The sequence below is a fragment of the Ensifer sp. 2TAB8 genome (assembly GCF_052115125.1).
In the GTDB taxonomy this organism is placed as follows: Bacteria; Pseudomonadota; Alphaproteobacteria; order Rhizobiales; family Rhizobiaceae; genus Ensifer.
Genome location: NZ_JBFRGB010000003.1, coordinates 25071 through 50043 on the forward strand (window position 1 = coordinate 25071; position 24973 = coordinate 50043).

14 protein-coding genes are annotated in these 24973 nt (G+C 63.5%); 7 read left to right on the top strand and 7 right to left on the bottom strand.

Going from position 1 to position 24973, the window contains the following annotated elements:
• The first annotated feature begins 4 nt into the window (after positions 1-4).
• A complete protein-coding gene (locus tag AB4Z53_RS08165; RefSeq protein ID WP_441595523.1) occupies positions 5-322 on the top strand; it encodes a Dabb family protein in 318 nt (105 codons plus the stop codon).
• Positions 323-331: 9 nt separating this feature from the next.
• Positions 332-1597 carry a glycerate kinase type-2 family protein gene (locus tag AB4Z53_RS08170; protein ID WP_441595524.1) on the top strand — a complete coding sequence of 422 codons (1266 nt, stop codon included), beginning with the start codon at positions 332-334 and terminating at the stop codon, positions 1595-1597.
• Positions 1598-1710: 113 nt separating this feature from the next.
• Here the strand turns inward: AB4Z53_RS08170 and AB4Z53_RS08175 are convergent, their stop codons facing one another.
• On the bottom strand, positions 1711-3048 hold the full coding sequence (locus tag AB4Z53_RS08175; RefSeq protein ID WP_441595525.1) for an aspartate aminotransferase family protein: 1338 nt from the start codon (positions 3046-3048) through the stop codon (positions 1711-1713).
• Between the two features lie 148 nt (positions 3049-3196).
• Between AB4Z53_RS08175 and AB4Z53_RS08180 the strand changes: the two genes are divergently transcribed.
• The gene (locus AB4Z53_RS08180; protein ID WP_053251695.1) at positions 3197-3745 is read left to right on the top strand and encodes a cupin domain-containing protein; all 549 of its coding nucleotides are present in this window, start codon (positions 3197-3199) and stop codon (positions 3743-3745) included.
• Positions 3746-4022: 277 nt separating this feature from the next.
• On the opposite strand, the gene AB4Z53_RS08185 is transcribed toward AB4Z53_RS08180, so the two are convergent.
• The 4 genes from AB4Z53_RS08185 to hglS are packed head-to-tail and all read right to left on the bottom strand — an operon-like array spanning position 4023 to position 9674.
• Positions 4023-5255: a pyridoxal phosphate-dependent aminotransferase gene (locus tag AB4Z53_RS08185; protein ID WP_113535406.1), complete on the bottom strand. Its 1233-nt coding sequence runs from the start codon at positions 5253-5255 to the stop codon at positions 4023-4025.
• A 25-nt stretch (positions 5256-5280) separates the two neighbouring features.
• Positions 5281-6813: an L-piperidine-6-carboxylate dehydrogenase gene (gene amaB, locus AB4Z53_RS08190; RefSeq protein WP_113535405.1), complete on the bottom strand. Its 1533-nt coding sequence runs from the start codon at positions 6811-6813 to the stop codon at positions 5281-5283.
• 28 nt (positions 6814-6841) lie between these two features.
• On the bottom strand, positions 6842-8263 hold the full coding sequence (locus tag AB4Z53_RS08195; RefSeq protein ID WP_441595526.1) for an FAD-binding oxidoreductase: 1422 nt from the start codon (positions 8261-8263) through the stop codon (positions 6842-6844).
• Positions 8264-8273: 10 nt separating this feature from the next.
• On the bottom strand, positions 8274-9674 hold the full coding sequence (gene hglS, locus AB4Z53_RS08200) for a 2-oxoadipate dioxygenase/decarboxylase HglS (protein WP_441595527.1): 1401 nt from the start codon (positions 9672-9674) through the stop codon (positions 8274-8276).
• Positions 9675-9787: 113 nt separating this feature from the next.
• Here hglS and AB4Z53_RS08205 point away from each other — a divergent pair, with 113 nt between their 5' ends.
• The 3 genes from AB4Z53_RS08205 to AB4Z53_RS08215 all read left to right on the top strand — a co-directional run bounded on the left by AB4Z53_RS08205 (position 9788) and on the right by AB4Z53_RS08215 (position 21194).
• A complete protein-coding gene (locus AB4Z53_RS08205) occupies positions 9788-10681 on the top strand; it encodes a LysR family transcriptional regulator (RefSeq protein ID WP_113535402.1) in 894 nt (297 codons plus the stop codon).
• 358 nt (positions 10682-11039) lie between these two features.
• Positions 11040-19667, top strand: coding sequence for a cyclic beta-(1,2)-glucan synthase (ndvB, locus tag AB4Z53_RS08210; RefSeq protein WP_441595528.1), 8628 nt, complete (start codon positions 11040-11042; stop codon positions 19665-19667).
• Between the two features lie 372 nt (positions 19668-20039).
• A complete protein-coding gene (locus AB4Z53_RS08215; RefSeq protein WP_441595529.1) occupies positions 20040-21194 on the top strand; it encodes an OpgC family protein in 1155 nt (384 codons plus the stop codon).
• A 24-nt stretch (positions 21195-21218) separates the two neighbouring features.
• On the opposite strand, the gene AB4Z53_RS08220 is transcribed toward AB4Z53_RS08215, so the two are convergent.
• Complete coding sequence (locus tag AB4Z53_RS08220; RefSeq protein ID WP_441595530.1) at positions 21219-21851, bottom strand: LysE family translocator; 633 nt, start codon at positions 21849-21851, stop codon at positions 21219-21221.
• 160 nt (positions 21852-22011) lie between these two features.
• On the bottom strand, positions 22012-23769 hold the full coding sequence (locus tag AB4Z53_RS08225; RefSeq protein ID WP_291148600.1) for a glucan ABC transporter ATP-binding protein/ permease: 1758 nt from the start codon (positions 23767-23769) through the stop codon (positions 22012-22014).
• Positions 23770-24156: 387 nt separating this feature from the next.
• On the opposite strand from AB4Z53_RS08225, the gene AB4Z53_RS08230 reads away from it, so the two are divergent.
• Positions 24157-24897 (top strand): helix-turn-helix transcriptional regulator, encoded by a 741-nt coding sequence (locus AB4Z53_RS08230; RefSeq protein ID WP_113535398.1) that lies wholly within the window; start codon positions 24157-24159, stop codon positions 24895-24897.
• Positions 24898-24973 lie beyond the last annotated feature (76 nt).

A 24973-nucleotide genomic window follows, 5' to 3' on the forward strand; every position in this document is an offset into this window, starting at 1 on the left:
CCCCATGATCCGCCATTGCGTCTTCATCCGCTTCCGCCCCGAAGTCTCCAGCGAGGAGAAGGCGGTAATCTTCGGGGAGATTGCCGCGCTGAAGTCCCGGCTGCCGGGATTCCTTGCCGCCCATATCGGCGCCAATGTCAGCCCGGAGGAGGGCATGGACAAGGGGTTTGCCGAAGGCTTCATCGTCGACTTCACCGACGCGGCGGCGCGCGACGCCTATCTGGAGGACGAGGAGCATCGCAAGACTGGCGCCAAGATCGTCGCGGCAGCCGAAGGCGGCATCGCTGGCATTTTCGTCTACGACATCGAAATTGCTGGCTGAGTGGCAGTGATGATCGAAGCGCACCCCTTCCTGACAGAGCTCTTCGCGGCTGCCGTGCGGGCGGCCGATCCCTATGAGGCGATCAAGGCGCATCTGCCCGAGCCGCCGAAGGGGCGGACCGTGGTTGTCGGCGCCGGCAAGGCGGCAAGCCAGATGGCGGTCGCCTTCGAGCAGCTCTGGAAGCATCCCTTCAGCGGTACGGTCGTGGCCCGGCACGGACCGGTCGAACAGTGTGAGACAATCACTGTGCTGCAATCGGCCCATCCGGTTCCGGATGAAGCGGGACTTGCCGCATCGGATGCCTTGCTGAAGGCCGTGGCCGATTTGACGGCGGACGATCTGATCATCGCGCTGATTTCCGGTGGCGGCTCGGCCCTGCTGCCCGCACCGCCCGAGGGCCTGACGCTCGCCGACGAGATCGCCGTCAACAGGGCGCTGCTTGCCTCGGGCGCGCCGATCTCGGCAATGAACGTCATTCGCAAGCACGTGTCGCGGATCAAGGGTGGGCGGCTCGCTGCAGCGGCTGCACCAGCCCGCGTCGTCAGCCTCGTGGTGTCCGACGTGCCGGGTGACAATCCCGCCTTCGTCGCCTCCGGGCCGACCGTTCCGGATCGCAGTACGGCGGCGGAGGCGCTCGAAATTGTCGATCGCTACCGCATGGAATTGCCGGATGGTGTGATTGCCCATCTACGCTCGGAGGCGGCTGCGGCACCTGCTCCAGACGATCCTCGATTTGCCGGGCATGAGTGCCACGTCATTGCATCGGCCAGCGTCTCATTGGAGGCTGCCGCGGCCAAGGCGCGGGAACTGGGCATCGAGGCGCGCATCCTCTCGGATGCGATCGAAGGCGAGGCGCGCGACATCGGCCGCATGCATGCGGCGTTGGCGCGCGAAGTGGCACTCAAGAACCGGCCCTTCGGCAAGCCGGTGGTGCTGCTTTCCGGCGGCGAGACGACCGTGACGATCTCCGGCAAGGACTATGGCAAGGGCGGGCGCAACAGCGAATTCCTGTTGTCGCTGGCACTCGACATCGATGGCGTTGCGGGTATCGATGCTCTTGCCGCCGATACGGATGGCATCGATGGTTCGGAAGACAATGCGGGGGCCTTTGCCGATGGCGAGAGCATTGCCCGCATCCGGGCGGCTGGTATCGATCCGCGTTTGCATCTCGCCCGTCACGATGCCTGGACGGCCTTTGACGCGAGCGGGGATCTCTTCGTGCCGGGTCCAACCGGAACCAACGTCAATGATTTCCGGGCGCTGCTGATCCGTTAGCACGCCGGTTGCCCTCGCAGGGACCTTAGCCGGATTCGGCTCCGCGCTCGACATGCAATCGCCGCCGCCGAGATCTTCGGCGACGGCGTCGTTTTTGACAGTGTCTCTTGGACCTACTTGGCGCGCTTCAGTGCGTCGCCGAGGATCGAGACGATCTCGCCGAAATGCTTCTCTTCGGCGATCAGCGGCGGCGAGAAGGCGATGATGTCGCCGGTGACGCGGATCAGCAGGCCCTTCTCGAAGCAATCGACGAAGACGTCATAGGCGCGGGCGCCGATTGCGCCGTCGCGCGACTGCAGCTCGATGCCGGCGATCAGGCCGATCGTGCGGATGTCGATGACGTTGGGCAGGCCCTTCAGCGAATGCATGGCGTCGTGCCAGGCATCCTGCAGTTCGACGGCGCGGGTCATCAGGCCCTCATCGCGGTAGATGTCGAGCGTCGCGATACCGGCGGCGCAGGCGGCCGGGTGGCCGGAATAGGTGTAGCCGTGGAAGAGCTCGATGGCGTTTTCGGGCCCATGCATCAGAGCATCGTGGACCTTGCGGCTGGCAAAGACCGCGCCCATCGGGATGGCACCGTTGGTCAGGCCCTTGGCGGTCGTGACCAGGTCCGGCGTAACGCCGAAGAAGTCGGTGGCGAAGGCCGCGCCCAGACGGCCGAAGCCGGTGATGACTTCATCGAAGATCAGCAGAATGCCGTGCTTGTCGCAGATGGCGCGCAGGCGCTCCAGATATCCCTTCGGCGGAATCAGCACACCGGTCGAGCCGGCGACCGGCTCGACGATGCAGGCGGCAATGGTTTCGGCGCCATGCAGCGCCACCAGCCGCTCGAGATCGTCGGCAAGCTCGGCACCGTGCTCCGGCTGGCCCTTGACGAAGGCGTTCTTGGCGGGGTCGTGCGTGTGGCGCAGATGGTCGGAGCCGGGAAGCTGCGGGAAGACGCGGCGGTTGTTGAGGATGCCGCCGACCGAAATGCCGCCGAAGCCGACGCCGTGATAGCCGCGCTCGCGGCCGATGAGGCGCGTGCGGGTGCCCTGGCCGATCGCGCGCTGATAGGCGATAGCCATTTTCAGGGCGGTGTCGACCGATTCCGAGCCGGAGCCGGTGAAGAAGACGCGGTCGAGCTTCTGTCCCTCCGGGCCTGGCGCGATTTCGGCGAGGCGTTCGGCGAAGTCGAAGGCGATCGGATGGCCCATCTGGAAGGAGGGGGCGAAATCCATCGTCGAAAGCTGGCGCTCGACGGCGGCCGCGATCTGGCGGCGGCCATGGCCGGCGTTTACGCACCAGAGCCCGGCGGTGCCGTCGAGGATCGTGCGGCCATCGGTGCTCGTGTAGTGCATACCCTCGGCCGAGGCGAGCAGGCGCGGCGCCTGCTTGAACTGCCGGTTGGCGGTAAACGGCATCCAATAGCTATCGAGAACGGGGGCGTTGGGTTTGGTGTGCTGGTTCATGGCATCCTCCTGAGTTCGGCGATTGACGCCATGATTTGATTTGCCAAACAAGTCCTTTTCTGCTGTCAGTTAAGCCATTGAAATTTATTGTACCGTTGTAGCGTGTTTGCGCTATTTCGAACAACCTGAACACCAAGGTTCGGATCACATGACCGTCGATATCGGAAACCGGCTTCGTCATCTCCGCCTGATGCACAATCTGTCGCAACGGGAACTCGCCAAGCGCGCCGGCGTCACCAATTCGACGATCTCGCTGATCGAGTCGAACGCCTCCAATCCTTCCGTCGGTGCGCTGAAGCGTATTCTCGACGGCATTCCGATCGGGCTTGCGGAATTCTTCTCCTTCGAGCCGGAACGACCGCGCAAGGCGTTCTATGCGGCGGAGGAGCTGGTGGAGATCGGCAAGGGGCCGATTTCCTATCGCCAGATCGGCGAAAACCTCTTCGGCCGCAGCCTGCAGATCCTCAAGGAATGTTACCAGCCGGGTGCCGACACAGGGAAGGTACCGCTGGTGCATGACGGCGAGGAGGGCGGCATCGTGTTGTCGGGCCGTATCGAGGTGACCGTTGACGATGAGCGTCGCATTCTCGGGCCGGGGGATGCCTATTATTTCGAAAGCCGTAGGCCGCATCGCTTCCGATGTGTGGGGCCGGTGCCTTGCGAAGTGATCAGCGCCTGTACACCGCCGACGTTTTGAGAGCGCGGAGTTCCGGGCTGCCCCTCGTCCCGCTGCCGCGACCTTCTCCCGCAGGCGGGGCGAAGGGACGACATGCGGCCCGCTCCTCAATTCCTCTCAAGACCTGAGGGGATGCTGAGCTGCGCCGTTTCGTCCGAGGGCTCGGTCAGAAGACTTCTCTTTGAAGATGGAAAAGGGGTCTCTGCGTCGATCTCGACGGCGTCCCCTCTCCCCGCAAGCGGGGAGAGGGCTAGGGTGAAGGGCACTTCCGAGTTCAGAGTGCCCGACAACTACTTGATTACGAAAGCCGCGCGCAGGCGTCGGCGATGCGCGTGAGCGCTTCCTTCAGTTCCGATTCCGACGTTGCGTAGGAGATGCGGAAGAACGGCGAGAGACCGAAAGCCGAGCCCGGAACGACGGCGACATGGGCGTCGTCGAGCAGGTAGGCGCAGAAGTCCGTGTCTGTCTCGATCCTCTTGCCCGAAGGCGTGACCTTGCCGAGCATGCCGGCGCAACCGGAGAAGGTGTAGAAAGCGCCTTCCGGGACGCGGCAATCGAGACCGTCGATGGCGTTGAGACCATTGACGACGAGATCGCGGCGGCGCTGGAAGCTGGCGGTCCGTTCCTTCAGGAATTCCTGCGGGCCGGTCAGCGCGGCGACCGAAGCGGCCTGGCTGACGGAGGACGGGCAGGAGGTTGCCTGGCTCTGGACGACGGCCATCGCCTTGATCAGATCCCGCGGGCCGCCGGCATAGCCGATGCGCCAGCCGGTCATGGCATAGGCCTTGGAGACGCCGTTGACCGTCAGCGTACGATCCTTGAGGCGGGGCTCGAGCTGGGCCGGGGTGACGAAGCGGAAGCCGTCATAGACGATGTGCTCGTACATGTCGTCGACCAGCAGCCACACATGCGGATGCTTGAGGAGCACGTCAAGCAGCGGCCGGTAGTCGGCAGCGCTGTAGGCGGCACCCGAAGGGTTCGACGGCGAGTTCAAGAGCACCCAGCGCGTCTTCGGTGTGATCGCCGCCTCGAGCTTGTCGGCGGTCAGCCGGAAGCCGGAGGATGCATCGCAAGGGATCAGGACCGGCTTGCCTTCGCAGATCTGGACGATATCCGAATAGGAGGTCCAGTAGGGCGTCGGGATGACCACTTCGTCGCCGGGGTTGATCGACGCCATCATGGCGTTGAACAGGATCTGCTTGGCGCCGGTCGAAACCGTGATCTCGTCCTGCTCGTAGGCGAGGCCGTTTTCGCGCTGGAACTTTTCGCGGATCGCCTTCTTGAGCTCCGGCGTGCCGTCGAGGGCGGTGTACTTTGTGTCACCGCGCTTGATCGCCTCGCAGGCGGCGTCCTTGACGAAGTCGGGCGTGTCGAAATCCGGCTCGCCCGCACCGAGGATGATCACCGGCTTGCCTTCGCGCTTCATGGCTTGCGCGCGGGCGCCGATCTTCAGGATTTCGGACACCCCGATCGAGGAGATCCGCGAGGCGGGCTCAAAGCCCGCCTCCTTGACCGTTGCGTTGATGGTCATGGTCTCTACCTACCTGGTGCGCCGATTATTCGATGTCGAACGACACGCCCTGCGCCAGCGGCAGAGCCTTCGAATAGTTCACCGTGTTGGTGGCACGGCGCATGTAGGCCTTCCACGAGTCCGAACCGGATTCGCGACCGCCGCCGGTTTCCTTTTCGCCACCGAAGGCGCCACCGATTTCGGCGCCCGAGGTGCCGATGTTGACGTTGGCGATACCGCAATCCGAACCGTCGACGGCGAGGAAGCGTTCGGATTCCTGCATGTCGCGGGTGAAGATCGACGACGACAGGCCGGCTGCGACCGCATTGTGATCGGCAACGACGGCGTCGAAGTCACTGTACTTCATGACGTAGAGGATCGGCGCGAAGGTTTCTTCGAGAACCGGGCCGGCCTGGACAGGCATTTCGACGAGAGCCGGCTTGGCGTAGTAGCCGTTGTCGTAGCCGAGCTCGACGCGCTCGCCACCGGTGACGGTGCCGCCATGCGACTTGGCTTCAGCGATTGCCTTCTGCATGCCGTCGAAGGCAGCCTTATCGACGAGCGGGCCGACGAGGGCCGTCGTTTCCAGCGGGTTGCCGACCGAGACCGAGCCGTAGGCCTTCTTCAGGCGCGGAACGAGCTGGTCGTAGACGCTTTCATGCACGAACAGGCGGCGCATGGTGGTGCAACGCTGGCCGGCGGTGCCCATGGCGCCGAAGGCGATAGCGCGCAGGGCCATGTCGAGATCGGCCGACGGGCAGACGATGCCGGCATTGTTGCCGCCGAGTTCGAGGATGGCACGGGCAAAGCGCTTGGCAAGGCGCGGGCCGACGTCGCGACCCATGCGGGTCGAGCCGGTGGCCGAAACAAGCGGAACCTTGGGGTTGTCGACGAGGACTTCACCGACGGTGCGGTCACCGATCAGGACCTGCGACAGGCCTTCCGGGGCATCGCCGAAGCGGGCGAGCGCGCGCTCGAAGATCGCCTGCGAGGCAAGCGCCGTAAGCGGGGTCTTTTCCGACGGCTTCCAGACGACGGAGTTGCCGCAGACGAGCGCCAGTGCCGTGTTCCACGACCAGACGGCGACCGGGAAGTTGAAGGCGGAGATGACGCCGACGACGCCGAGCGGATGCCAGGTTTCCATCATGCGGTGGCCGGGACGCTCGGTGGCGATCGTCAGGCCGTAGAGCTGGCGGGAAAGGCCGACGGCGAAATCGCAGATGTCGATCATTTCCTGGACTTCGCCGAGGCCTTCGGAAGTGATCTTGCCGGCTTCGATCGAAACCAGACGGCCGAGGTCGGCCTTGAAGGCGCGCAGTTCTTCGCCGAGCAGGCGGATCAGTTCGCCGCGCTTAGGAGCCGGAACCAGGCGCCAGGCCTTGAAGGCTTCATGAGCCTGGTCGATCTTGGCGGCGGCTTCAGCGGCCGAAACCGTCTTGAGGGCCGCGATCTTCTCGCCGGTGACCGGGCTGAAGGACGGCATGTCGCCGCCGGTGTAGAGTTCCTTGGCGACGCCCATCTTTTCGAGAAGCGCTGCGGCTTCCTTGGTCACGTCGACTTTCTTGGTTGCGATGTTCATGGTCTGACTCCCGTTTTCCTGGCTTGACCTATCCGAAGCGCACGCTGCCGAGCTTTCCCGGCGAGGTGAGCGTCTTCAGGCCCGCGGCCATGTCCTTGAGTTTGTCTGGTGTATAAAAGTCGTAATAGGCCTGGTTGCGGCGGCCGATCGCATGTTCCGCGCTGAAGCTGCCGTGATACTCCTCTACGGCGACGGCGAAAACCCATTCGCGAAGCCGGGGTTCGAAGGTCTCGTCCTTGAGAAGGTCGCTGTCCTTCGGAACGACGAGGTTGAAGTGCACGCCACCGTCGCCGATATGGCCGAAATCGCAGACGGTCACATCAGGGAATTTCGCCGGCATTTCGGCCTTCATATGGCCGCAGAACGCCATGATGTCACCCCTGCGGAAGGAGACGTCGAAGGCGATCAGCTTGCCGAGATGCTTGACGCCCTCGGAGAGTGCGTGGCGCAGCGCCCAGATTTCGTGCGGCGGACCGACGAAGGCGTCGGCGAGCGGGGCCGATTCCATCTCCCAGATCTCGGCCAGCGCCGATTCCAGTACGGCGTCGAGCGACTGTTCGCCTTCGCGTGGTGCCCAGGTGCGGCTGATCTCGGCGAGGATGACATAGTCAGGGACTTGGCCAGCTTGGAAGGGGTTCTTCAGCGACGGCACATGGGCGAAGGCGGCCTTCACGGCATTGCTCGACATGCCCTCGAAGGCCGAGAGATAGGCGCCGAGGCGCTCTTCCATGGCGCGCAGCAGCGGCATCACGGCAGCGCCGCTGGCGGGAACCAGCAGTGCCGTTGCCGTCTGCTGCGGCAGGCGTTCGAGGTTCAGGACGCATTCGGTGACGATGCCGAAGGCGCCCGAAGTGCCGAAGAAGATCTGTTTCCAGTCGATGCCGGTGTTGTTTTTGCGCAGGTCGCATTGCAGGTCGAGAACGGTGCCGTCCTCATCCGCCAGCACGACCTTGAGGCCGAGCGTGTTGCGGCGCACGTCGCCGTACTTCAGGAAGCGCGATCCGCCGGTGTTGGTGGCGATCATGCCGCCGATGCGCGGATCGGCGCCGAGATCGATCGGGAAGAACAGGCCGTGCTCTTCCAGTCGCCGGTTGAGATCGGACAGCCTGAAACCGGCGTCGAGCCGAACCGAGCGGTTGTCGAGGTCGAGCTCGAAGCGCTTGGTCAGTCGGTCGAGGCTGAGAATGGCTTCGTCACCCGATTGATCCGGCGTCGAGCCGGAGACAAGGCCGGTATTGCCGGATTGCGGGATCAGCGCGATGCCGTTCGCAACACAATAGGCGACAGCCGCCGAGACCTCCTCGGTCGTCGCTGGGCGCAGAACGAGCGAGGTCCGGCCGCGATCGTAGCGCGCGCCGGTCTCGTAGGCTTCCAGGTCTTCTGGACGCGTCACGACACCCTTGTCTCCAAGGATGTTGTTGAGTGCGTCTATGTGCCGTTTGTCGATCATCGGACCAGTATCATTCCGCAGCGATCGCGCCGGTCAAGGCCCTGATGCAGCTTTCGATCGATGCCTGCTCGATACCGGCATAGTGGTCGAACTCGTTGAGCACGGTCGCGCCGAGATCGCTCTCGAAGCGCTTCTGGTTCGGGCTCGCGACGAAATCCTGCTGGGCGCCGTCTCCGAGGTTCGACTGGAAGATGCCCGCGGCGCTGACCGGCAGGAAGTCTTCGTAGACGATGGCATCGAACTGGACGAGGCCGGCGGCGATCAGCGCTTCGATGTCACGCGCCGGGGAAACGCCTGCCTTGCGGCCCTTCTCCGTCAGCGAGTAGCTGAAATAGCCGAGGCCCGCCTCGCGGATGCCTGCCCAGGTGTCAGGGAAGGGCCCGAAAGCCTTGGCAAGTGCCGCTTCGTATTCGCGAGCGTTGGAGCCATCGGCCGCCGGGCGGACGATTTTGCGTGAGGCGTCGAGCAGTTCGTCATAGAGAGCGCGACCCTTCGGCGTCAGCGCGATGCCGCGCTGCTCGATCTCGCCGAAGCGGGCCGTGTGCGAGCCGGCCTTCCAGGTGCCGTCGGCATCCTGGAAGGAAACCGGCTCTTCGAGCGCCTTGAACGAGGTCTGGCGCAAAAGGATCGGGCACTTGCGCGTCGGCGGACCCTCGACGACGGCCTTCGGCGCGATCGCATATTCCGGCATCTGCGCCTGCACCTTGTCGATGTCGAGCGTGCGCGGGGTCAGGTGGTTGATGTGCGGGCCCTTGAAGGAAACGACGTCTGCGATCAGGCGATGGGCGTCATGCAGGCGCTTGTACATGTCGGCGCTGACATTGGCCTTGTCGTGCCAACGAAAGGTTTCGAGCACTTCTGAGACGAAGCGCTTGGCGTCGGCCTTGTCGAGGCCGCCTTCGCGCTCGGCCTTTTCCGTGAGCTCCACGGCGCCGGCGGTGAAGATCTGGCGTGCGGCCAGAATGACTTCGGCTTCGGCGCGTAGCGCTTCATCGGCGATGAGGTCGAGACGCAGCAGCGAGGTGAAGACGCGGAACGGGTTGCGCTTCAGCGCCGTTTCGCCGACCGGGCGGAAGGCGGTCGAATGAACGGGGACGCCTGCCGTCGACAGGTCGTAGTAGCCGACCGGGTACATGCCCATGACGGCAAAGACGCGGCGCATCATTGCGAGTTCGGCCGGGGTGCCGAGCCGGATCGCGCCGTGGCGCTCCTCGGAGATGCGGTCGAGCGAATCCGTGGCGTCAAGGCGCTCCTTGAGAAGCGGGTCGGCGGCGAGCGTGTCGTCGTTGACCTTGGCGACCAGTTCCATCAGCGTGCCGTAGGCGGGCACCTCTTCGCGGTACATGACCGACATGGCTGCGGAAAAGGCCGAACGAATGTCGTCGGCCGATACGAAACTATTCTCTTTCACTGGGGCTCGCCTCGCGCTATGGGTGAAGGACAAGGTCATTCTCATTTCGGATCATATCCGATCGAACTGGCCATTGATCGCGTTGCTTCTGACTATGTTGATGCGAGGCTGGAATGAAGTTAAGCCGCAGGCTGGTTCCCGACGTGACGACGCTGCAGGCGTTCGAATGCGCGGCGCGACACGGCAGCTTCACGCAGGCCGCTGCGGAGCTGAACCTTACGCAAAGCGCCGTCAGCCGTCAGATCAAAGACCTCGAAAATCAGCTCGGCGTGCTCCTGTTCGAGCGCGTCCGCCAGCGGGTGATCCTGTCAGACGCCGGCCAGAAGTTCCTGCCGGAGGTTCGCCGACTTCTCAATCAGACCGAGGAGCTGATGGTGCGGGCGATGGCCTCGGCCCGGGCGGACTCGACGCTCTCGATCGCTTCGCTCCCGACCTTCGGCAGCCGTTGGCTCGTGCCGCGCCTTCCCGACTTCCTCAAGCGCCATCCAGACACGGTGCTGAACATCGCCTCGCGTTCGGCTCCCTTCGATTTCGACGAGCAGAACTTCGATCTCGCCATTCATTACGGCCAGCCCGTATGGGCGCGTGCCACCTGCAGCTATCTCTGCAGCGAGATCATCGTGCCGGCTGCGAGCCCTTCGCTGTTGGCAAACCACCCGATCGAGACGCCCGAGGATCTGGTCGCCGGCCCGTTGCTGCACCTCGCCACACGGCCTAAGCTCTGGGCGCAATGGTTCGAGGCGAACGATATGGACGGTCGCGGCGCCTATCGCGGCAATCGTTTCGACCAATTCTCCATGGTGATCGAGGCGGCAACGGCCGGGCTCGGCTTCGCGCTGCTGCCACGTTATCTGATCGAGCAGGAAATTGCCGCCGGCACGCTGCGCATCGTGCTCGACCGGCCGATGCAGACCGAAAACAGCTATTATCTCGCCGTACCCGAGGGCAAGCTCGAAAACCCCATCAGCCTGGCTTTCCGCGAGTGGATCACCGAGCAGGTAGGCTGACGATCGAGGCTTTTCTTCAAATCGAGGGAACCTTCCTCGCCGCTTCACGTTTCGCCTCGTCTGCCATCCGCGATGAAGCTTGAGAAGAGGGCATTTGAGAGAGCTGTATCGAAGTGCCATTGGGGGCGCGCGCAGCGGCCGGTTTCGGCCTGAATCGTCTGTGCGCAATTCGTCCAATCTTGTATGAGCAATCCTTGCAAGCTGTTGGCACCACGGCTAAAAAATGCCATTTTCATGCATCACGCGGCCTTGAAAACCAATGCGCCGCCGGCTTTGCGATCTCCGATGCCCAGTCGAGGGCGGTGCCTGTTACCGCCAGTTCCCCACATGTGGGAATTGACGGTGGATGGGAGGACACATGACCGTGTCTAGCAATGCGCCGGCTCAGCCTGAGTTCTCAGGACCGCAGCCAACCCGGAACCCCCACGAGGACCGGGCCGATCAACCCCGGTTGGATTCAGAACCCGCACCCATGCAGCTTCAAACTACGCCGCCCACCTCTCCGCGCGAACCGGAAGCAAAGCAGATCGATTACAACGATTCGATCCGCGCCACCTTCTTCTCGATGGACGACCTCCGGCAATGCGGCGAGGACCTCGCATTGAAGGGGGTTTCCTCGCTGCCGGGTTTCTTTCCGTTCGAGTTCCGTCCGCGGCATCGTGAAAACGAGAACGAGATCCTGCGCGTCTACCGGGCGACGGCTGCAGACGTGGAAGCCGGGGCGACGATCACGCCGGCCGCCGAATGGTTGCTCGACAACCATCACGTGGTCGAAGAGGCGATCCAGGAAGTCCGGCGCGACTTCCCGCGCCGATTCTATCGCCAGCTGCCGACGCTTTCTGTTTCGGGCACGGTGATCCCGCGCACCATGGCGCTGGCCTGGCTCTATGTGGCCCACACCCACAGCACGGTGACGCGCGAAAGCATCACGGCGATGGTCGAGGGCTTCCAGAAGCACGAGACCTTCAAGATCGGCGAACTCTGGGCGCTGCCGTCGATCCTGCGCTTTGCGCTGATCGAGAACCTGCGCCGGATCGCCATCCGCGTCGAACGCTCGCGCGGCATGCGCCGCAAGGCAAACGATATCGCCGACCAGATCATCCGTCTGAATGACCCGGAGAAATGTCGGGCGCTGCTTGCGGAGTCGGAGACGCTGGCTGCCGACAACACCTTCGTCGCGCAACTGCTCTACCGCATGCGCGATGGCTCGCAGACATCGGGTGCCGTCATCGGCTGGATCGAGGAACAGCTCGAGAAGCGTGGCAGCGACGTCGAAAATGCGCTGGTCGCCGAGCAGAACCGCCTGTCGTCCGGCAACGCGACGATGAGCAACATCATCCGCAGCCTGCGCGAAATCGACGACACCGACTGGGCCGTCTGGTTCGAAAGCGTCAGCAAGATCGACGCTGCTCTTCGTGACGGCTCCGACTATGCGGCGCTCGATTTCGGCTCGCGCAACAAGTATCGCGATACGATCGAAAAGCTGGCGCGTCGCTCCGGCCACAGCGAATACGAGGTAACGCAGATCGCCATCGAGATGGTGCGCGAGGCGGAAACCGCAGCTGAGACCGAAGCGCCGCTGCAGCAGCCGAACGTCGGATCGTTCCTCGTCGGCAAGCAGCGCAAGATGCTCGAAAAGAAGATCGGCTACCGGCCGTCGCTGCTGCAGACCATTATCCGCATCGGGCGCAAGCTCGACTGGTTTGCAATCGCCGGACCGAACATTCTTTTGACGATCCTGGCGATGATCGCCGTCTACTCCTTCGTCAGCCCGATGGACATCCCGAACGGCGCGAAGCTGATCATGCTGCTCCTCTTCGCGTTGCCGGCTTCCGAAGGCGCGATGGGTCTGTTCAACACGCTGGTGACGCTGTTCGTCAAACCGTCGCGTCTGGTCGGCTATGAGTTCCTCGACGGGATTCCGGAGGACGCCCGAACGCTGGTCGCGGTGCCGTGCCTGATTTCCAAGCGCGACCATGTCGATGAGCTCGTGCGCAATCTCGAGGTGCACTATCTCGCCAATCCGCGCGGCGAAATCTACTTCGCGCTGGTCAGCGACTGGGCCGACAGCAAGGACGAGGAATCGAGTTCCGACGCCGACGTGCTCGATTATGCCAAGCGCGAGATCGCCCAGCTTTCGGCGCGCTATGCCTATGACGGAAAGACCCGCTTCTACCTGCTGCACCGCCGCCGCCTGTTCAACGAACAGGAAGGCGTGTGGATGGGCTGGGAGCGCAAGCGCGGCAAGCTGCACGAGCTGAACATGCTGCTCCGCGGCGACCGCGACACCTCGTTCCTGCAGGGTGCCAACACGGTGCCGGACAATGTGCAGTACGTGATGACGCTCGATTCCGACACGCGCCTGATGCGCGATGCGGTAACGAAGCTCGTCGGCAAGATGTACCATCCGATCAACCGCCCGGTGGTCGATCCCAAGACGCAGAATGTGATCGCCGGTTACAGCCTGCTGCAGCCGCGGGTAACGCCGTCGCTGACGACGGGAAGCGACGCCTCTGCCTTCCAGCGCATCTTCTCGTCCAACCGCGGTATCGACCCCTATGTCTTCACCGTGTCCGACGTCTACCAGGACATCGCCGGCGAAGGCAGCTTCACCGGCAAGGGCCTCTACCATGTCGACGCCTTCGAGGCGGCGCTCAAGGGACGAATCCAGGAAAACGCCGTTCTCAGCCACGATCTGCTCGAAGGTTCCTATGTGCGCTGCGCGCTGGTGACCGACGTCGAGCTCGTGGAGGACTTCCCGACCCGCTACGAGGTCGAGATGTCGCGCCAGCATCGCTGGGCGCGGGGCGATTGGCAGCTTCTGCCCTACATCTTCAACTTCTCGAACGGGCTGCCGATGCTCGGGCGCTGGAAGATGTACGACAATCTGCGTCGTTCGCTGATTCCGCTTGCCTGGCTCGTCGCCTCGGTCATGGGCTGGTACTACATGGAGCCGACCGAAGCGCTGATCTGGCAGATCGTGCTGATCTTCAGCTTGTTCGTGGCGCCGACCCTGTCGCTGATCAACGGCCTCCTGCCGCGTCGCAACGACATTGTCGCGCGCGCTCACCTTCACGCGGTGCTTACCGAAGTCCGCGCCGCCAATGCGCAAGTTGCGCTCCGCATCGTCTTCATCGCCCATAATGCGGCGATGATGGGCGACGCGATCGTGCGCTCGCTCTACCGCACCTTCGTGAGCGGCAAGCTGATGCTGGAATGGCGCACGGCCGCGCAGGTGCAGAGTGCCGGCCACGGCTCGATCGGCGATTACTATCGGGCCATGTGGATCGCACCGGCGCTTTCGGCGATTTCGCTGGCGCTTGCAGCGATTTCCGACACCGGTCTGCCGTTCATCGGCATTCCCTTTGCGCTGCTCTGGGCGCTGTCGCCTGCCGTCGCCTGGTTCGTCAGCCAGTCGGCCGAAACCGAGGACCAGCTCGTCGTCTCCGACGAGGCGATCGACGAGATGCGTCTGATCGCCCGCCGCACCTGGCGCTATTTCGAGACGTTCGTGACCGCCGAGCAGCACTTCCTGCCGCCGGACAACTTCCAGGAAACGCCGCAGCCGGTTCTGGCCGAGCGGACCTCGCCGACCAATATCGGCGTCTACCTGTTGTCGGTCATGTCGGCGCGAGATTTCGGCTGGATCGGCTTCGAAGAGACGATTACCCGCCTGGAGCAGACGATCGCCACCGTCGACCGCCTGCCGAAGTATCGCGGCCACCTGTTCAACTGGTATCGGACCAACACGCTCGACACCATGGAACCGCGCTACATCTCGTCGGTCGACAGCGGCAACCTTGCCGGCCACCTGATCGCCGTATCGTCGATGTGCCGTGACTGGGCCGAGGCGCCGTCGGCGCACGTCCAGGGCAGTCTGGACGGCATCGGCGACGTCGTGGCGATCCTTCAGGAGGTGCTGCGTGACCTGCCCGACGACCGCAAGACGGTCCGGCCACTGCGTCGTCTGATCGAGGAACGCATCGTCGGCTTCCAGAACGCGCTTGCCGCGGTCAAGCGTGAGCGCGAGTTCGCGTCGATCCGCGTGATCAACCTCGCGGTTCTGGCGCGCGACATGCACAAGCTCACCGTCAACCTCGACCACGAGGTGCGCACGCCGCAAAGCAATGAGGTGACGAAGTGGGCGAACACGCTCGTCAGCACCTGTGAAGCCCATATCGCCGATGGTGTCTTCGATCTCGGCGCCATCGAATCCCTGCGCCAGCGTCTGCTGGTGCTGAAGGACCGTGCGCGCGACATCGCCTTCTCGATGGATTTCGGCTTCCTGTTCCGGCCGGAACGGCGCCTGCTGTCGATCGGCTTCCGGGTCAACGCCAACGAGCTCGACGAGGCCTGCTACGACCTTCTGGCCTCGGAAGCGCGTCTCACCAGCTTGTTTGCCATCGCCAAGGGCGATCTGCCGACGGAACATTGGTACAAGCTCGGCCGTCCGATCGTGCCGATCGGTGCACGCGGTGCGCTGATCTCCTGGTCGGGCTCGATGTTCGAATATCTGATGCCGCCGCTGGTCATGCAGGAGCGGCAGGGCGGTATCCTCAACCAGACCAACAACCTGGTGGTGAAGGAGCAGATCAACCACGGCCGCCGCCTGGGCACGCCGTGGGGCATTTCCGAAGCCGCCTTCAATGCGCGCGACCACGAACTCACCTACCAGTACACCAACTTCGGTGTGCCGACGCTCGGGCTCAAGCGCGGTCTCGGCCAGAACGCGGTCATTGCGCCCTACGCCTCGATCCTCGCCTGCATGTACGACCCGAAGTCGGCGCTCGCCAACCTGGCGCGCCTTCGCGAGGTCGGCGCGCTCGGCGCGTATGGCTACCACGATGCCGTCGACTTCACGCCGACGCGCGTGCCTGAGGGCCAGAAGTGCGCGGTCGTGCGCAACTACTATGCGCACCACCATGGCATGTCGATTGCGGCTGTCGCCAACGTCGTCTTCAACGGCCGCCTGCGCGAGTGGTTCCACGCCGATCCGGTGATCGAAGCTGCCGAACTGCTGCTGCAGGAAAAGGCGCCGCGCGACATTCCGATCATGAATGCCAAGCGCGAGCCGGAATCGGTCGGCAAGGGCCAGGACGACCTGCTGCGCCCTGAGGTCCGCATCATCGAGAACCCGCTTTCGCAGGACCGCGAGACCGTGTTTCTCTCCAACGGCCACTACTCGGTGATGCTGACGGCCAACGGCGCCGGTTACGCCCGCTGGAACGGCCAGTCCGTCACCCGCTGGAAGCCGGATCCGGTGGAGGACCGCAGCGGTACCTTCATCTTCCTGCGCGACACGACGACCGGCGACTGGTGGTCGGCGACCGCGGAGCCGCGGCGCGCCGCGGGTGAAAAGATGCTGACCCGCTTCGGCGACGACAAGGCGGAATTCGTCAAGACCGTCGGCGATCTCACCAGCGAGGTCGAGTGCATCGTCGCCACCGAACACGATGCCGAAGGCCGTCGTGTCATCCTGCTCAATACCGGCACGCAGGATCGCTTCATCGAAGTGACCTCCTATGCCGAGCCTGTGCTTTCGACCGATGAGGCCGACAGCGCCCACCCGGCCTTCTCGAAGATGTTCGTGCGCACGGAAATCAGCCGCCGCGGCGACGTCATCCGCGTCAGCCGCAACAAGCGCAGTTCCAGCGATCCGGACATGGAAGTGGCGCATCTCGTTACCGACAATGCCGGCAGCGACCGCCACACGGAGGCGGAGACGGATCGTCGCCGCTTCATCGGCCCGGGCCGGACGCTTGCCGAAGCGGCCGCCTTCGACACGGATGCGGTGCTTTCGGGAACCGATGGGTTCACGCTCGATCCGATCATGTCGCTGCGCCGCGTCGTGCGCGTGCCCGCCGGCAAGAAGGTTAGTGTCGTCTTCTGGACGATCGCCGCGCCGAGCCGCGAGGAGGTCGATCGGGCGATCGACCGCTATCGCCATCCGGAGACCTTCAACCAGGAGCTCATCCACGCCTGGACCCGCAGCCAGGTGCAGATGCGCCACGTCGGCGTCACGTCGCAGGAGGCTGCGAGCTTCCAGATGCTTGGCCGTTACCTCGTCTATCCGGACATGCACCTGCGTGCCGATACGGCGACGGTGCAGGCCGGCCTCGACTCCCAGTCGAAGCTCTGGCCGCTGGCGATCTCGGGCGACTACCCGATCTTCTGCCTGCGCATCAACGACGACGGTGATCTCGGCATTGCCCGCGAAGCGCTGCGCGCCCAGGAATACCTGCGCGCCCGTGGCATCACCGCCGATCTCGTGATCATCAACGAACGGGCCTCGTCCTATGCGCAGGACATGCAGCATGCGCTCGATTCCATGTGCGAGAACCTGAGGCTTCGCGGCCTTTCGGATGGTCCGCGTCAGCACATCTTCTCGGTGCGGCGTGACCTGATGGAGGCGGAAACGTGGTCGACCCTGCTGTCGGCCTCGCGCGCCGTCTTCCATGCCCGCAACGGCACGATCTCCGACCAGATCGCCCGCGCCAACTCGCTCTATTCGCCGGCACCGGTGAAGGGGGCCGAGAAGAGCGGTGAGTTTGTCGGGCCGCTGCTGGCGGCGCCGCAGGAGAAGGCGGACGTTGCCCCGGCGGAAATCAAGGGTGATGGCCTGTCATTCTGGAACGGCTTCGGCGGCTTTGCCGAAGGCGGCCGCGAATATGTCGTGCGCCTGCGTGGCGGCGAAGCGACGCCGCAGCCCTGGATCAACGTCATCTCCAACGAGCAGTTCGGCTTCCACGTTTCGGCGGAAGGTGCTGCGTTCTCCTGGAGCCGCAACTCGCGTGATTACCAGCTGACGCCGTGGACCAACGACACGGTCATCAACCGTCCGGGCGAGGCGATCTTCATCCGCGACATGGAGAGCGGTTCTGTGTCGACGCCCTATGCGTCGCTCTCGCGTCGCCGCTCGGTCGTGTTCGAAACGGCGCACGGGCTCGGCTATTCGAGCTTCCGCAGCACCCAGGACGATCTCGAGATCGAGGCGACCCATACGGTGCACCGGAGCCTGCCGGCAAAGCTTATCCGCGTCTCGATCCGCAACCGTGCGGCGACGGCGCGGCGGCTGAGGCTCTACGGCTACAACGAGTGGGTGCTCGGCAACAACCGCGCCCGCTCGGCGCCTTTCATCCTCTCGAAGTGGGATGAGGAGACAACGGCGCTGGTTGCGACCAACCCCTACAGCATCGACTATGCCGGCCGCTCGGCGTTCTTCACGGTCGATGGTGGACAGGCTGCCGGCTACACTGCGAGCCGGCGGGAATTCCTGGGCTCACTTGGCGGCATCCTCGTGCCGCAGGCGGTGCTATCGGGCACCGAACTCTCGGGCTCCGTCGAGGTCGACGGTGATCCCTGCGCCGTCATCGCGTCCGATCTGACCATCGAACCCGGTGCCGAGCAGCAGATCGTCTTCATTCTCGGTGATGCCGACAATGAAGATCAGCTTCGTGCCGTGATCGGCGAACTGCGCGAGACCGCATTCGACACGGTCCTTCAGTCCGCAAAGACGTTCTGGCGCGATTTCACCAATATCGTGAAGGTGGAAACGCCGGATCCGGCCTTCGACGCCATGATCAACAACTGGCTGCCCTACCAGAGCCTCGGTTGCCGTATCATGGCGCGCTCCGCCTTCTATCAGGCAAGTGGTGCCTTCGGCTTCCGTGACCAGCTGCAGGACACGCTGGCCTTCCTGATCCACCGGCCGGAGCTTGCCCGAGCGCAGATCCTGAACGCCGCGGCCCGCCAGTTCGTCGAGGGTGACGTACAGCATTGGTGGCTGCCGGGAACCGGCGCCGGCGTGCGCACGATGATCTCCGACGACGTCGTCTGGCTCGCCCATGCCGTAACGCATTACTGCTCGGTGACCGGGACCTCCGACATCCTGGGTGAGCAGATCGCTTTCATCAGCGGTCCGGCGCTCGAAGAGGGCCAGCACGATGCCTTCTACAAGCCGGAAATCTCCGAGGAGGTCGCCGACGTCTACGAGCATTGCACTCGCGCGCTCGATCTCGCGATCAAGCGGACCGGCGAGAACGGCCTGCCGCTGATCCTCGGCGGTGACTGGAACGATGGCATGAACCGTGTCGGTGCTGCCGGCAAGGGCACCAGCACCTGGCTTGGCTGGTTCCTTGCGGGCACCCTGCGAGGCTTCCTGCCCTACGCTCGCGAGCGTAAGGACCAGTCCCGCGTCACCCGCTGGGAGGCTCATCTCGAAGCCCTGAAGAAGGCGCTCGACACCGCAGGCTGGGACGGCGACTACTACCGCCGTGGCTACTACGACGACGGCACGCCGCTCGGCACGAGCGAGGCGCTGGAGTGCCGGATCGATTCGATCGGCCAGTCCTGGAGCGTCTTGTCAGGTGAAGGCGACGAGCAGCGCTCGTTGAAGGCTATGGACGCAGTGATGGCCGAACTGGTCGATCCGGACCAGCACATCGTGCGGCTGTTCACGCCGCCGCTCGAACGGACGTCGCAGGATCCGGGCTACATCAAGGCCTATCCGCCGGGCGTGCGCGAGAATGGCGGGCAATATACCCATGCGGCCACCTGGGTGGCGCTGGCCTTTGCCGAACAGGGCAGGGCAGAAGAGGCCTGGCGCGTTTTCCAGATGCTGAACCCCGTCTCGCATGCCGAAAGCCGCGAGGCGGCGGAGCACTACCGCGTCGAGCCCTATGTCGTCGCCGCCGATATCTACGGCGAAGGCGATCTGTCGGGACGCGGTGGCTGGACCTGGTACACCGGTTCGGCTGGCTGGCTCTACCGCGTCGGCGTCGAAGGCATTCTCGGAATCCGCAGACAGGGCGACAAGCTGGTCATCCGGCCGGTCCTGCCGGCGGCCTGGGATGGCTATTCTGCCGAAGTGACCCTCAACGGCGCGCGGCACAAGATTTCGGTGAAGCGCGACCAGAAAAGTGGCGAGCCGATCGTCAGCATAAACAATAGTGTCACAAAAAACGCGCATGAAGGCATTTTGCTGTAACGGCCGGCATTGAAGACAGGATGAAACCGGCTTTGTTCCCGCAAGGGCAAAGCCGGTTTTTCTTTGCGGAGACGCCGGCGGCACGACCTCGACGGCTGAGCGTCGTGTCTCGGAGTGCCGTGTGCTCAGATCTGCGCACCAGCTGCTCTAACACTTTGAAGCCAGAGCATCTTATCCGCTTCCAGTGACTTCACTTGAAGGCGGGGTGCTCTAAATCACCGGAGCGGGATGCGGGCGGAGAGCCGCAACATATTCCTCATCCCACTTCAGTTCATGGTGCCGGCTATCCCGCGTTTGAAAGACTGTGCGGGTTGTCGATGCCCGTTTCAACAGGGATGGGGCAGGGGCGCCAAATCCTGGAAAACGGACCGCATGCTGCAAAAGACTTTTCAGGGTGGTGTCAACCCGACGTCCGCTCGAATGGTTCCCAAGGAGCGTGACACACGCCTGGACGTGTTCAGGGCGCTGTGTCTGTTGACGATCTTCGTCAACCACGTTCCGGGACAATATCTCGAATATCTGACGCACAAGAACTTCGGCTTCTCCGATTCCGCAGAAGCCTTCGTGCTGATTTCCGGCCTCTCGGTCGGGATTGCCTATGGCGGCAAGTTCGCTGCCGGCGGACGGCTGGCGATGACGCTGAAGATCTGGCGCCGGGCGCTGGCGCTCTATATCGCCCACATCATGACCAGCATCGTGACGCTGGCGATCTTTGCGGCCGGTGCGATCTATTTCGGCCGGCAGGATCTGATCAGCGAGATCAACATTCGTCCGATGGTGGAACGAACGGAACAGGGCATCGTCGCCATGGTGCTGCTCGGGCATCAGCTCGGCTATAACAACATCCTGTCGATGTATGCGGCGCTGTTCCTGATGTTGCCGGGCATTCTCTGGCTGAACGGCGTCAGCAAGAAATTGCTGCTCTTGCTCTCGGCCGCGCTGTGGCTGACCGCAGGCATCTTCAAATTCGTGCCGTCGAACTTCCTCGACGAGGGCTATTGGTTCCTCAATCCCTGGTCCTGGCAGTTTCTGTTCGTCATCGGCATCGTCCTGATGACCTATGTTCGCAATGGCGGACAGCTGCCACGATGGCCCTGGCTGATCGTCCTGTCGGGCGCCTATCTCGCGGTTTCCGCCGTCTGGGTGCTCTTCTCCCTCTGGAGCATCGACCTCTCCTTCGGTCTTCCAGCGGTCCTGACCGGCTTCGACAAGACCTTCCTGTCGGGGCCCCGGCTGCTGCACGTGCTGGCGCTCGCCTATATCATTTCAGTGACGCCCCGGCTCAGCAACCTCGCCAAACTCGACAGCGATCATCCGCTCTCCGTCGTCGGGCGTCACTCCCTGCCGATCTTCATATTCGGCACGATCCTGGCGATGTCCGGCCAGGTATTGCTGTTCGTCACCGGGCGAAATCCGATCTTCGGCAGCCTCTTCGTGCTCGCCGGCATAGGACTGCATTTCGCCTACGCCTATTATCTCGAATGGCTGCGCGGCATCGCTACGGCAAAGCCACTGCGGGCGGCGTAAGAATACGCCGCCCTTGCCGGTCCTCTAGTTCCTGGCGCCAAGGGCAAGCCGGCAGGCAAGCGCCGTGAATACGGTGGCGAGAAGGTATTGCGGCAGCTTCGGGAAACGCCGGAAGCCAGAAAGCCGCGCGCGCAGATGACTGCCGACCAGGATCACCGAGCCGTTCACCAGGAGGCCGATCCCGTTCAACACGGTCGCCAGCAGAAGCATCTGCGCGGCCATCGACACACTCTTCGGGTCCACGAACTGTGGGAACAGCGCCAATACGAAGAGCGCCATCTTCGGATTGAGCAGGTTGGTCATCAACCCCTCCCCGAAGATCCGCCTGTTGGAAAGCCGCTTGAGCGTCGAAAGCGGTGATGCGCTCGACGCATCCGACCGGATGGTCTTGTAGGCGAGATAGAGCAAATAGGCGCAGCCCGCCCAGCGCACGATCTCATAGGCAACAGGCACGGTTACGAAAAGCTGGGAAAGGCCGAGTGCTGCGGCCAGCGCGTGGCAATAGGTGCCCGCTGCGATACCTGCATAGGTCAGGAACCCGGCTGCACGCCCCTGGCTCACGCTGCGAGAAGCGATGAGCAGCATGTCGGGGCCGGGCGTGGCGGTCAGCACGAGGCTTGCCGCGGCGAAAACTGCGAGAGTGGAGATATCCGGCATGATGATTCCTTTGGAATTGAAGCCGGAATTCCCGTCTATCAGCAATCCTCAGAATGACAAGCCCACCTGATGGGACGTTGTCGGAATGCCGAAAACAAAAACCACCCGCAGTTGGCTGCGGGTGGTCTGAAGCTCGTTCGCTTGGCTTGACGCGAGCGTCTTAAGCTGCCGTGTGGCTCGCGCGGACGTCCTCGTCCGTCAGGATGCCGCTGGCACGGAGCAGGGCTGCGAAGCGGCCGTTGCTCTGGCTGAGTTCGTTGAAGCCGCCCATTTCGACGACCCGGCCCTGATCCATGAAGATCACCAGGTCGGCCTCGCGCACCGTCGACAGGCGGTGGGCGATGATGAAGGTCGTGCGGTTCTTGCGCAGCGCGTCGATCGCATCCTTCACGCGGGCCTCGGTTTCGACGTCGAGCGCGCTGGTCGCCTCGTCGAGCACCAGGATCGGTGCGTTCTTGAGGATGGCGCGGGCGATGGCCACACGCTGGCGTTCGCCGCCCGACAGGCGGTTGCCGCGTTCCCCGACCACAGTGTCGTAACCGGTCGTGCGGCCCTCGATGAAGTCGCAGGCGGCGGCAGCTTCCGCGGCGGCCATGACTTCCTCGATCGTCGCATCGTCACGGCCGAGGCGGATGTTGTCCGAGATCGAGCGGTTCATCAGGCCCGCATCCTGGAAGACGGTGGCGATCGAGCGGCGCAGCGACTTGCGCGTCACCTTCGCGATATCGTTGCCGTCGATCAGGATCTGGCCGTCACGCGGGTCGTGGACGCGCTGCAGCAGGTTGACGAGCGTCGTCTTGCCGGCACCCGTCGGGCCGACGATGGCGATCGTCTGGCCGGCCTTTGCCGTGAACGAGACGTTGTGCACGCCCTGGTTCGTGTTGGCAAAGTCGAAGGAGACATTGCGGAACTCGACTTCGCCGGCAACGGTCGGCAGTTCGGTCGCACCTGCCGGCTCATCCCGCTCGCGGACGGCATCCTCGAGCTGGAAGAAGTCCTCAAGCTTGGCACGGGCTTCGAAGATCTGCGTCACGAAGGCCTTCATCTGGTCGAGGCGGCCGATCAACAGGTTGGCAAAACCGATGAAGGCGATGACTTCGCCGACGCCGAGTTCGCCGCGCTGTACCAGTACGGTGCCGATGACGAGGATCGCCATCATCGAAATGGTGGAGGCGACGCGGTTCAGCCCGCTTGCCAGCGCCCACCAGTCGAGTACCGGGAACTGGGCGGAGATCAGGCGTTCGGTGAACTTCTTCAGCTCGCGGGTTTCAGCCTCGATGCGGTTGTAGCTGTGCACCACCGAAACGTTGCTGATGGCGTCGGAAACGTGCGAGAAAACCGTGTGGTAGTGGTTCTCGACCGAAGCCTGCCCTTCCTTGGTGCGGCTCATCACCACCTTGCTGATCAGCACATAGAGCGCGCCGAGCACGACGAGAACGAGCGACAGGCGCACATCCATGGCGAAGGCGGTTGGCACGAGCAGCATGAGGGCGACGGCCGTCGCCAGGTGCTGACGCATGAATTCGAGCCAGAGGCCGAAGAGAGTTTCGCAGGCGCGCAGCAGCGTGTGCAGCGCGTTCGACGTGCCGCGCTGGCTATGCCAGGCGAGCGGCATGGAAACGATACGGCCGAAGGCTTCCGTCAGGAGCGTTGCGCGGCGGCCATGCGCCAGCCTGTCCGCCTCGCGGGCGACAAGCACGAAAGCGACGGTGTTGAAGACGCCGAGGCCGGCCCACATGAGCAGCATCGGCGTGACTTCGCCCTTCGACGAAATGGCGTCGATGATGCGACCGAACAGGATCGGTTCGGCAATCGTGATGGCTGCCAGAACGACGTTGGCAAGAACGATCGCCGAGACACGGAACTTGTGAACCGCAAGATACTGGAGCGCTCTTGCATACACCTGGAACAATGACACTGTCTCACCCCTTCCGGGTATCGGATTTGACGCGCCACAGACCTTCTGCGGCGGATGCACCCGCGACCTCGAAACCTGTTTTGGCGGGCAATAAGCTCCGCTCTTCAGGCTACGCAGCCGCGCTGAGACGGTCTTTGGCGGCACAGGGAAGCCGTAGCCGGACGCATGGACAGCCACTCTCGTTTTCCCGTTTCGCTCGAGAGTGAGCTTGGCGAGAAACTCCATAGTCTGCTATCTGTCGTGCCAACTCCGATTTCTTGCATATTTCGCATAAGACCGGGCGTGGTATGACGGATTATCGCGGGTGCAACATGAATGGTCGCTGAACGGTGCCTTTATGTCCGGATTCGGAAATGCGACCATATGCATCTACCTGGAAGGTGATCCATGAACATTACGCTGCTCGTACAGTTTCTCGCGCTTCTGGAGGAGATGAAGACCCGCGAGGAAATCATCCCGGAGTTCGAGCGCCTGCTTGATCGCTGCGGCTTCGATTTCTACGGCGTCGTTCGCCAGCCCAAGCCGCATGACAATCCGCTCAGGCTGCTTCTCGCCGGTCGCTGGCCGGAAGGCTGGCCGCAGATCTACATCCGCAAGAAGTTCGTGGTGATCGACCCGACCATCCGCTACCTCGGCCATGCGCAGCGCGGCTTCCGCTGGCGCGACACACTCTTTGCCTTCCGCTCCGATCCGCATCGCAAGCGCATGGAAAGCATGATGATCGAGGCCCGCAATCACGGTCTCTACGACGGCTACATCTTCCCGGTTCACGGCCGGCGCGGCCTGCTCGGCAACCTTACGGTCGGCGGCCGCGTCGTCGATCTCAGCCCGGTCGAGATCAGCCTCTTTGACGCCATCGCCAAGCGGTTGTTCTGGAAGCTCCTGGACCTGACCGATCCCGAGGTTTCGGCCGAGCTCGGCTCGCGCGTCGAGGTGCAGATGACGCGGCGCGAAATGGAGGCGCTCAACTATCTGGCCGACGGCATGACGTCCAACGACATCGGCAAGGTGCTCGATATTTCGAGCCACACGGTCGACTGGTACATGAACGGCATCCAAGAGAAGCTGAAGGGCAAGAACCGCCATCACGTCGTAGCGATTGCCTTCCGGCTCGGGCTCATCTCCTAGGAGTCAAAGGCTTTCGGTTTCCTGTCGCATCTGAAATTGCGCTCCGCTCAGTGACCCGCTAATACTTTATTTCGCG

Coding starts and splice junctions, on each gene's coding strand:
- AB4Z53_RS08165 (WP_441595523.1), top strand. CDS start 5: ATGATCCGCCATTGCGTCTTCATCCGCTTCCGCCCCGAAGTCTCCAGC.
- AB4Z53_RS08170 (WP_441595524.1), top strand. CDS start 332: ATGATCGAAGCGCACCCCTTCCTGACAGAGCTCTTCGCGGCTGCCGTG.
- AB4Z53_RS08175 (WP_441595525.1), bottom strand. CDS start 3,048: ATGAACCAGCACACCAAACCCAACGCCCCCGTTCTCGATAGCTATTGG.
- AB4Z53_RS08180 (WP_053251695.1), top strand. CDS start 3,197: ATGACCGTCGATATCGGAAACCGGCTTCGTCATCTCCGCCTGATGCAC.
- AB4Z53_RS08185 (WP_113535406.1), bottom strand. CDS start 5,255: ATGACCATCAACGCAACGGTCAAGGAGGCGGGCTTTGAGCCCGCCTCG.
- amaB (WP_113535405.1), bottom strand. CDS start 6,813: ATGAACATCGCAACCAAGAAAGTCGACGTGACCAAGGAAGCCGCAGCG.
- AB4Z53_RS08195 (WP_441595526.1), bottom strand. CDS start 8,263: ATGATCGACAAACGGCACATAGACGCACTCAACAACATCCTTGGAGAC.
- AB4Z53_RS08205 (WP_113535402.1), top strand. CDS start 9,788: ATGAAGTTAAGCCGCAGGCTGGTTCCCGACGTGACGACGCTGCAGGCG.
- ndvB (WP_441595528.1), top strand. CDS start 11,040: ATGACCGTGTCTAGCAATGCGCCGGCTCAGCCTGAGTTCTCAGGACCG.
- AB4Z53_RS08215 (WP_441595529.1), top strand. CDS start 20,040: ATGCTGCAAAAGACTTTTCAGGGTGGTGTCAACCCGACGTCCGCTCGA.
- AB4Z53_RS08220 (WP_441595530.1), bottom strand. CDS start 21,851: ATGCCGGATATCTCCACTCTCGCAGTTTTCGCCGCGGCAAGCCTCGTG.
- AB4Z53_RS08230 (WP_113535398.1), top strand. CDS start 24,157: ATGAACATTACGCTGCTCGTACAGTTTCTCGCGCTTCTGGAGGAGATG.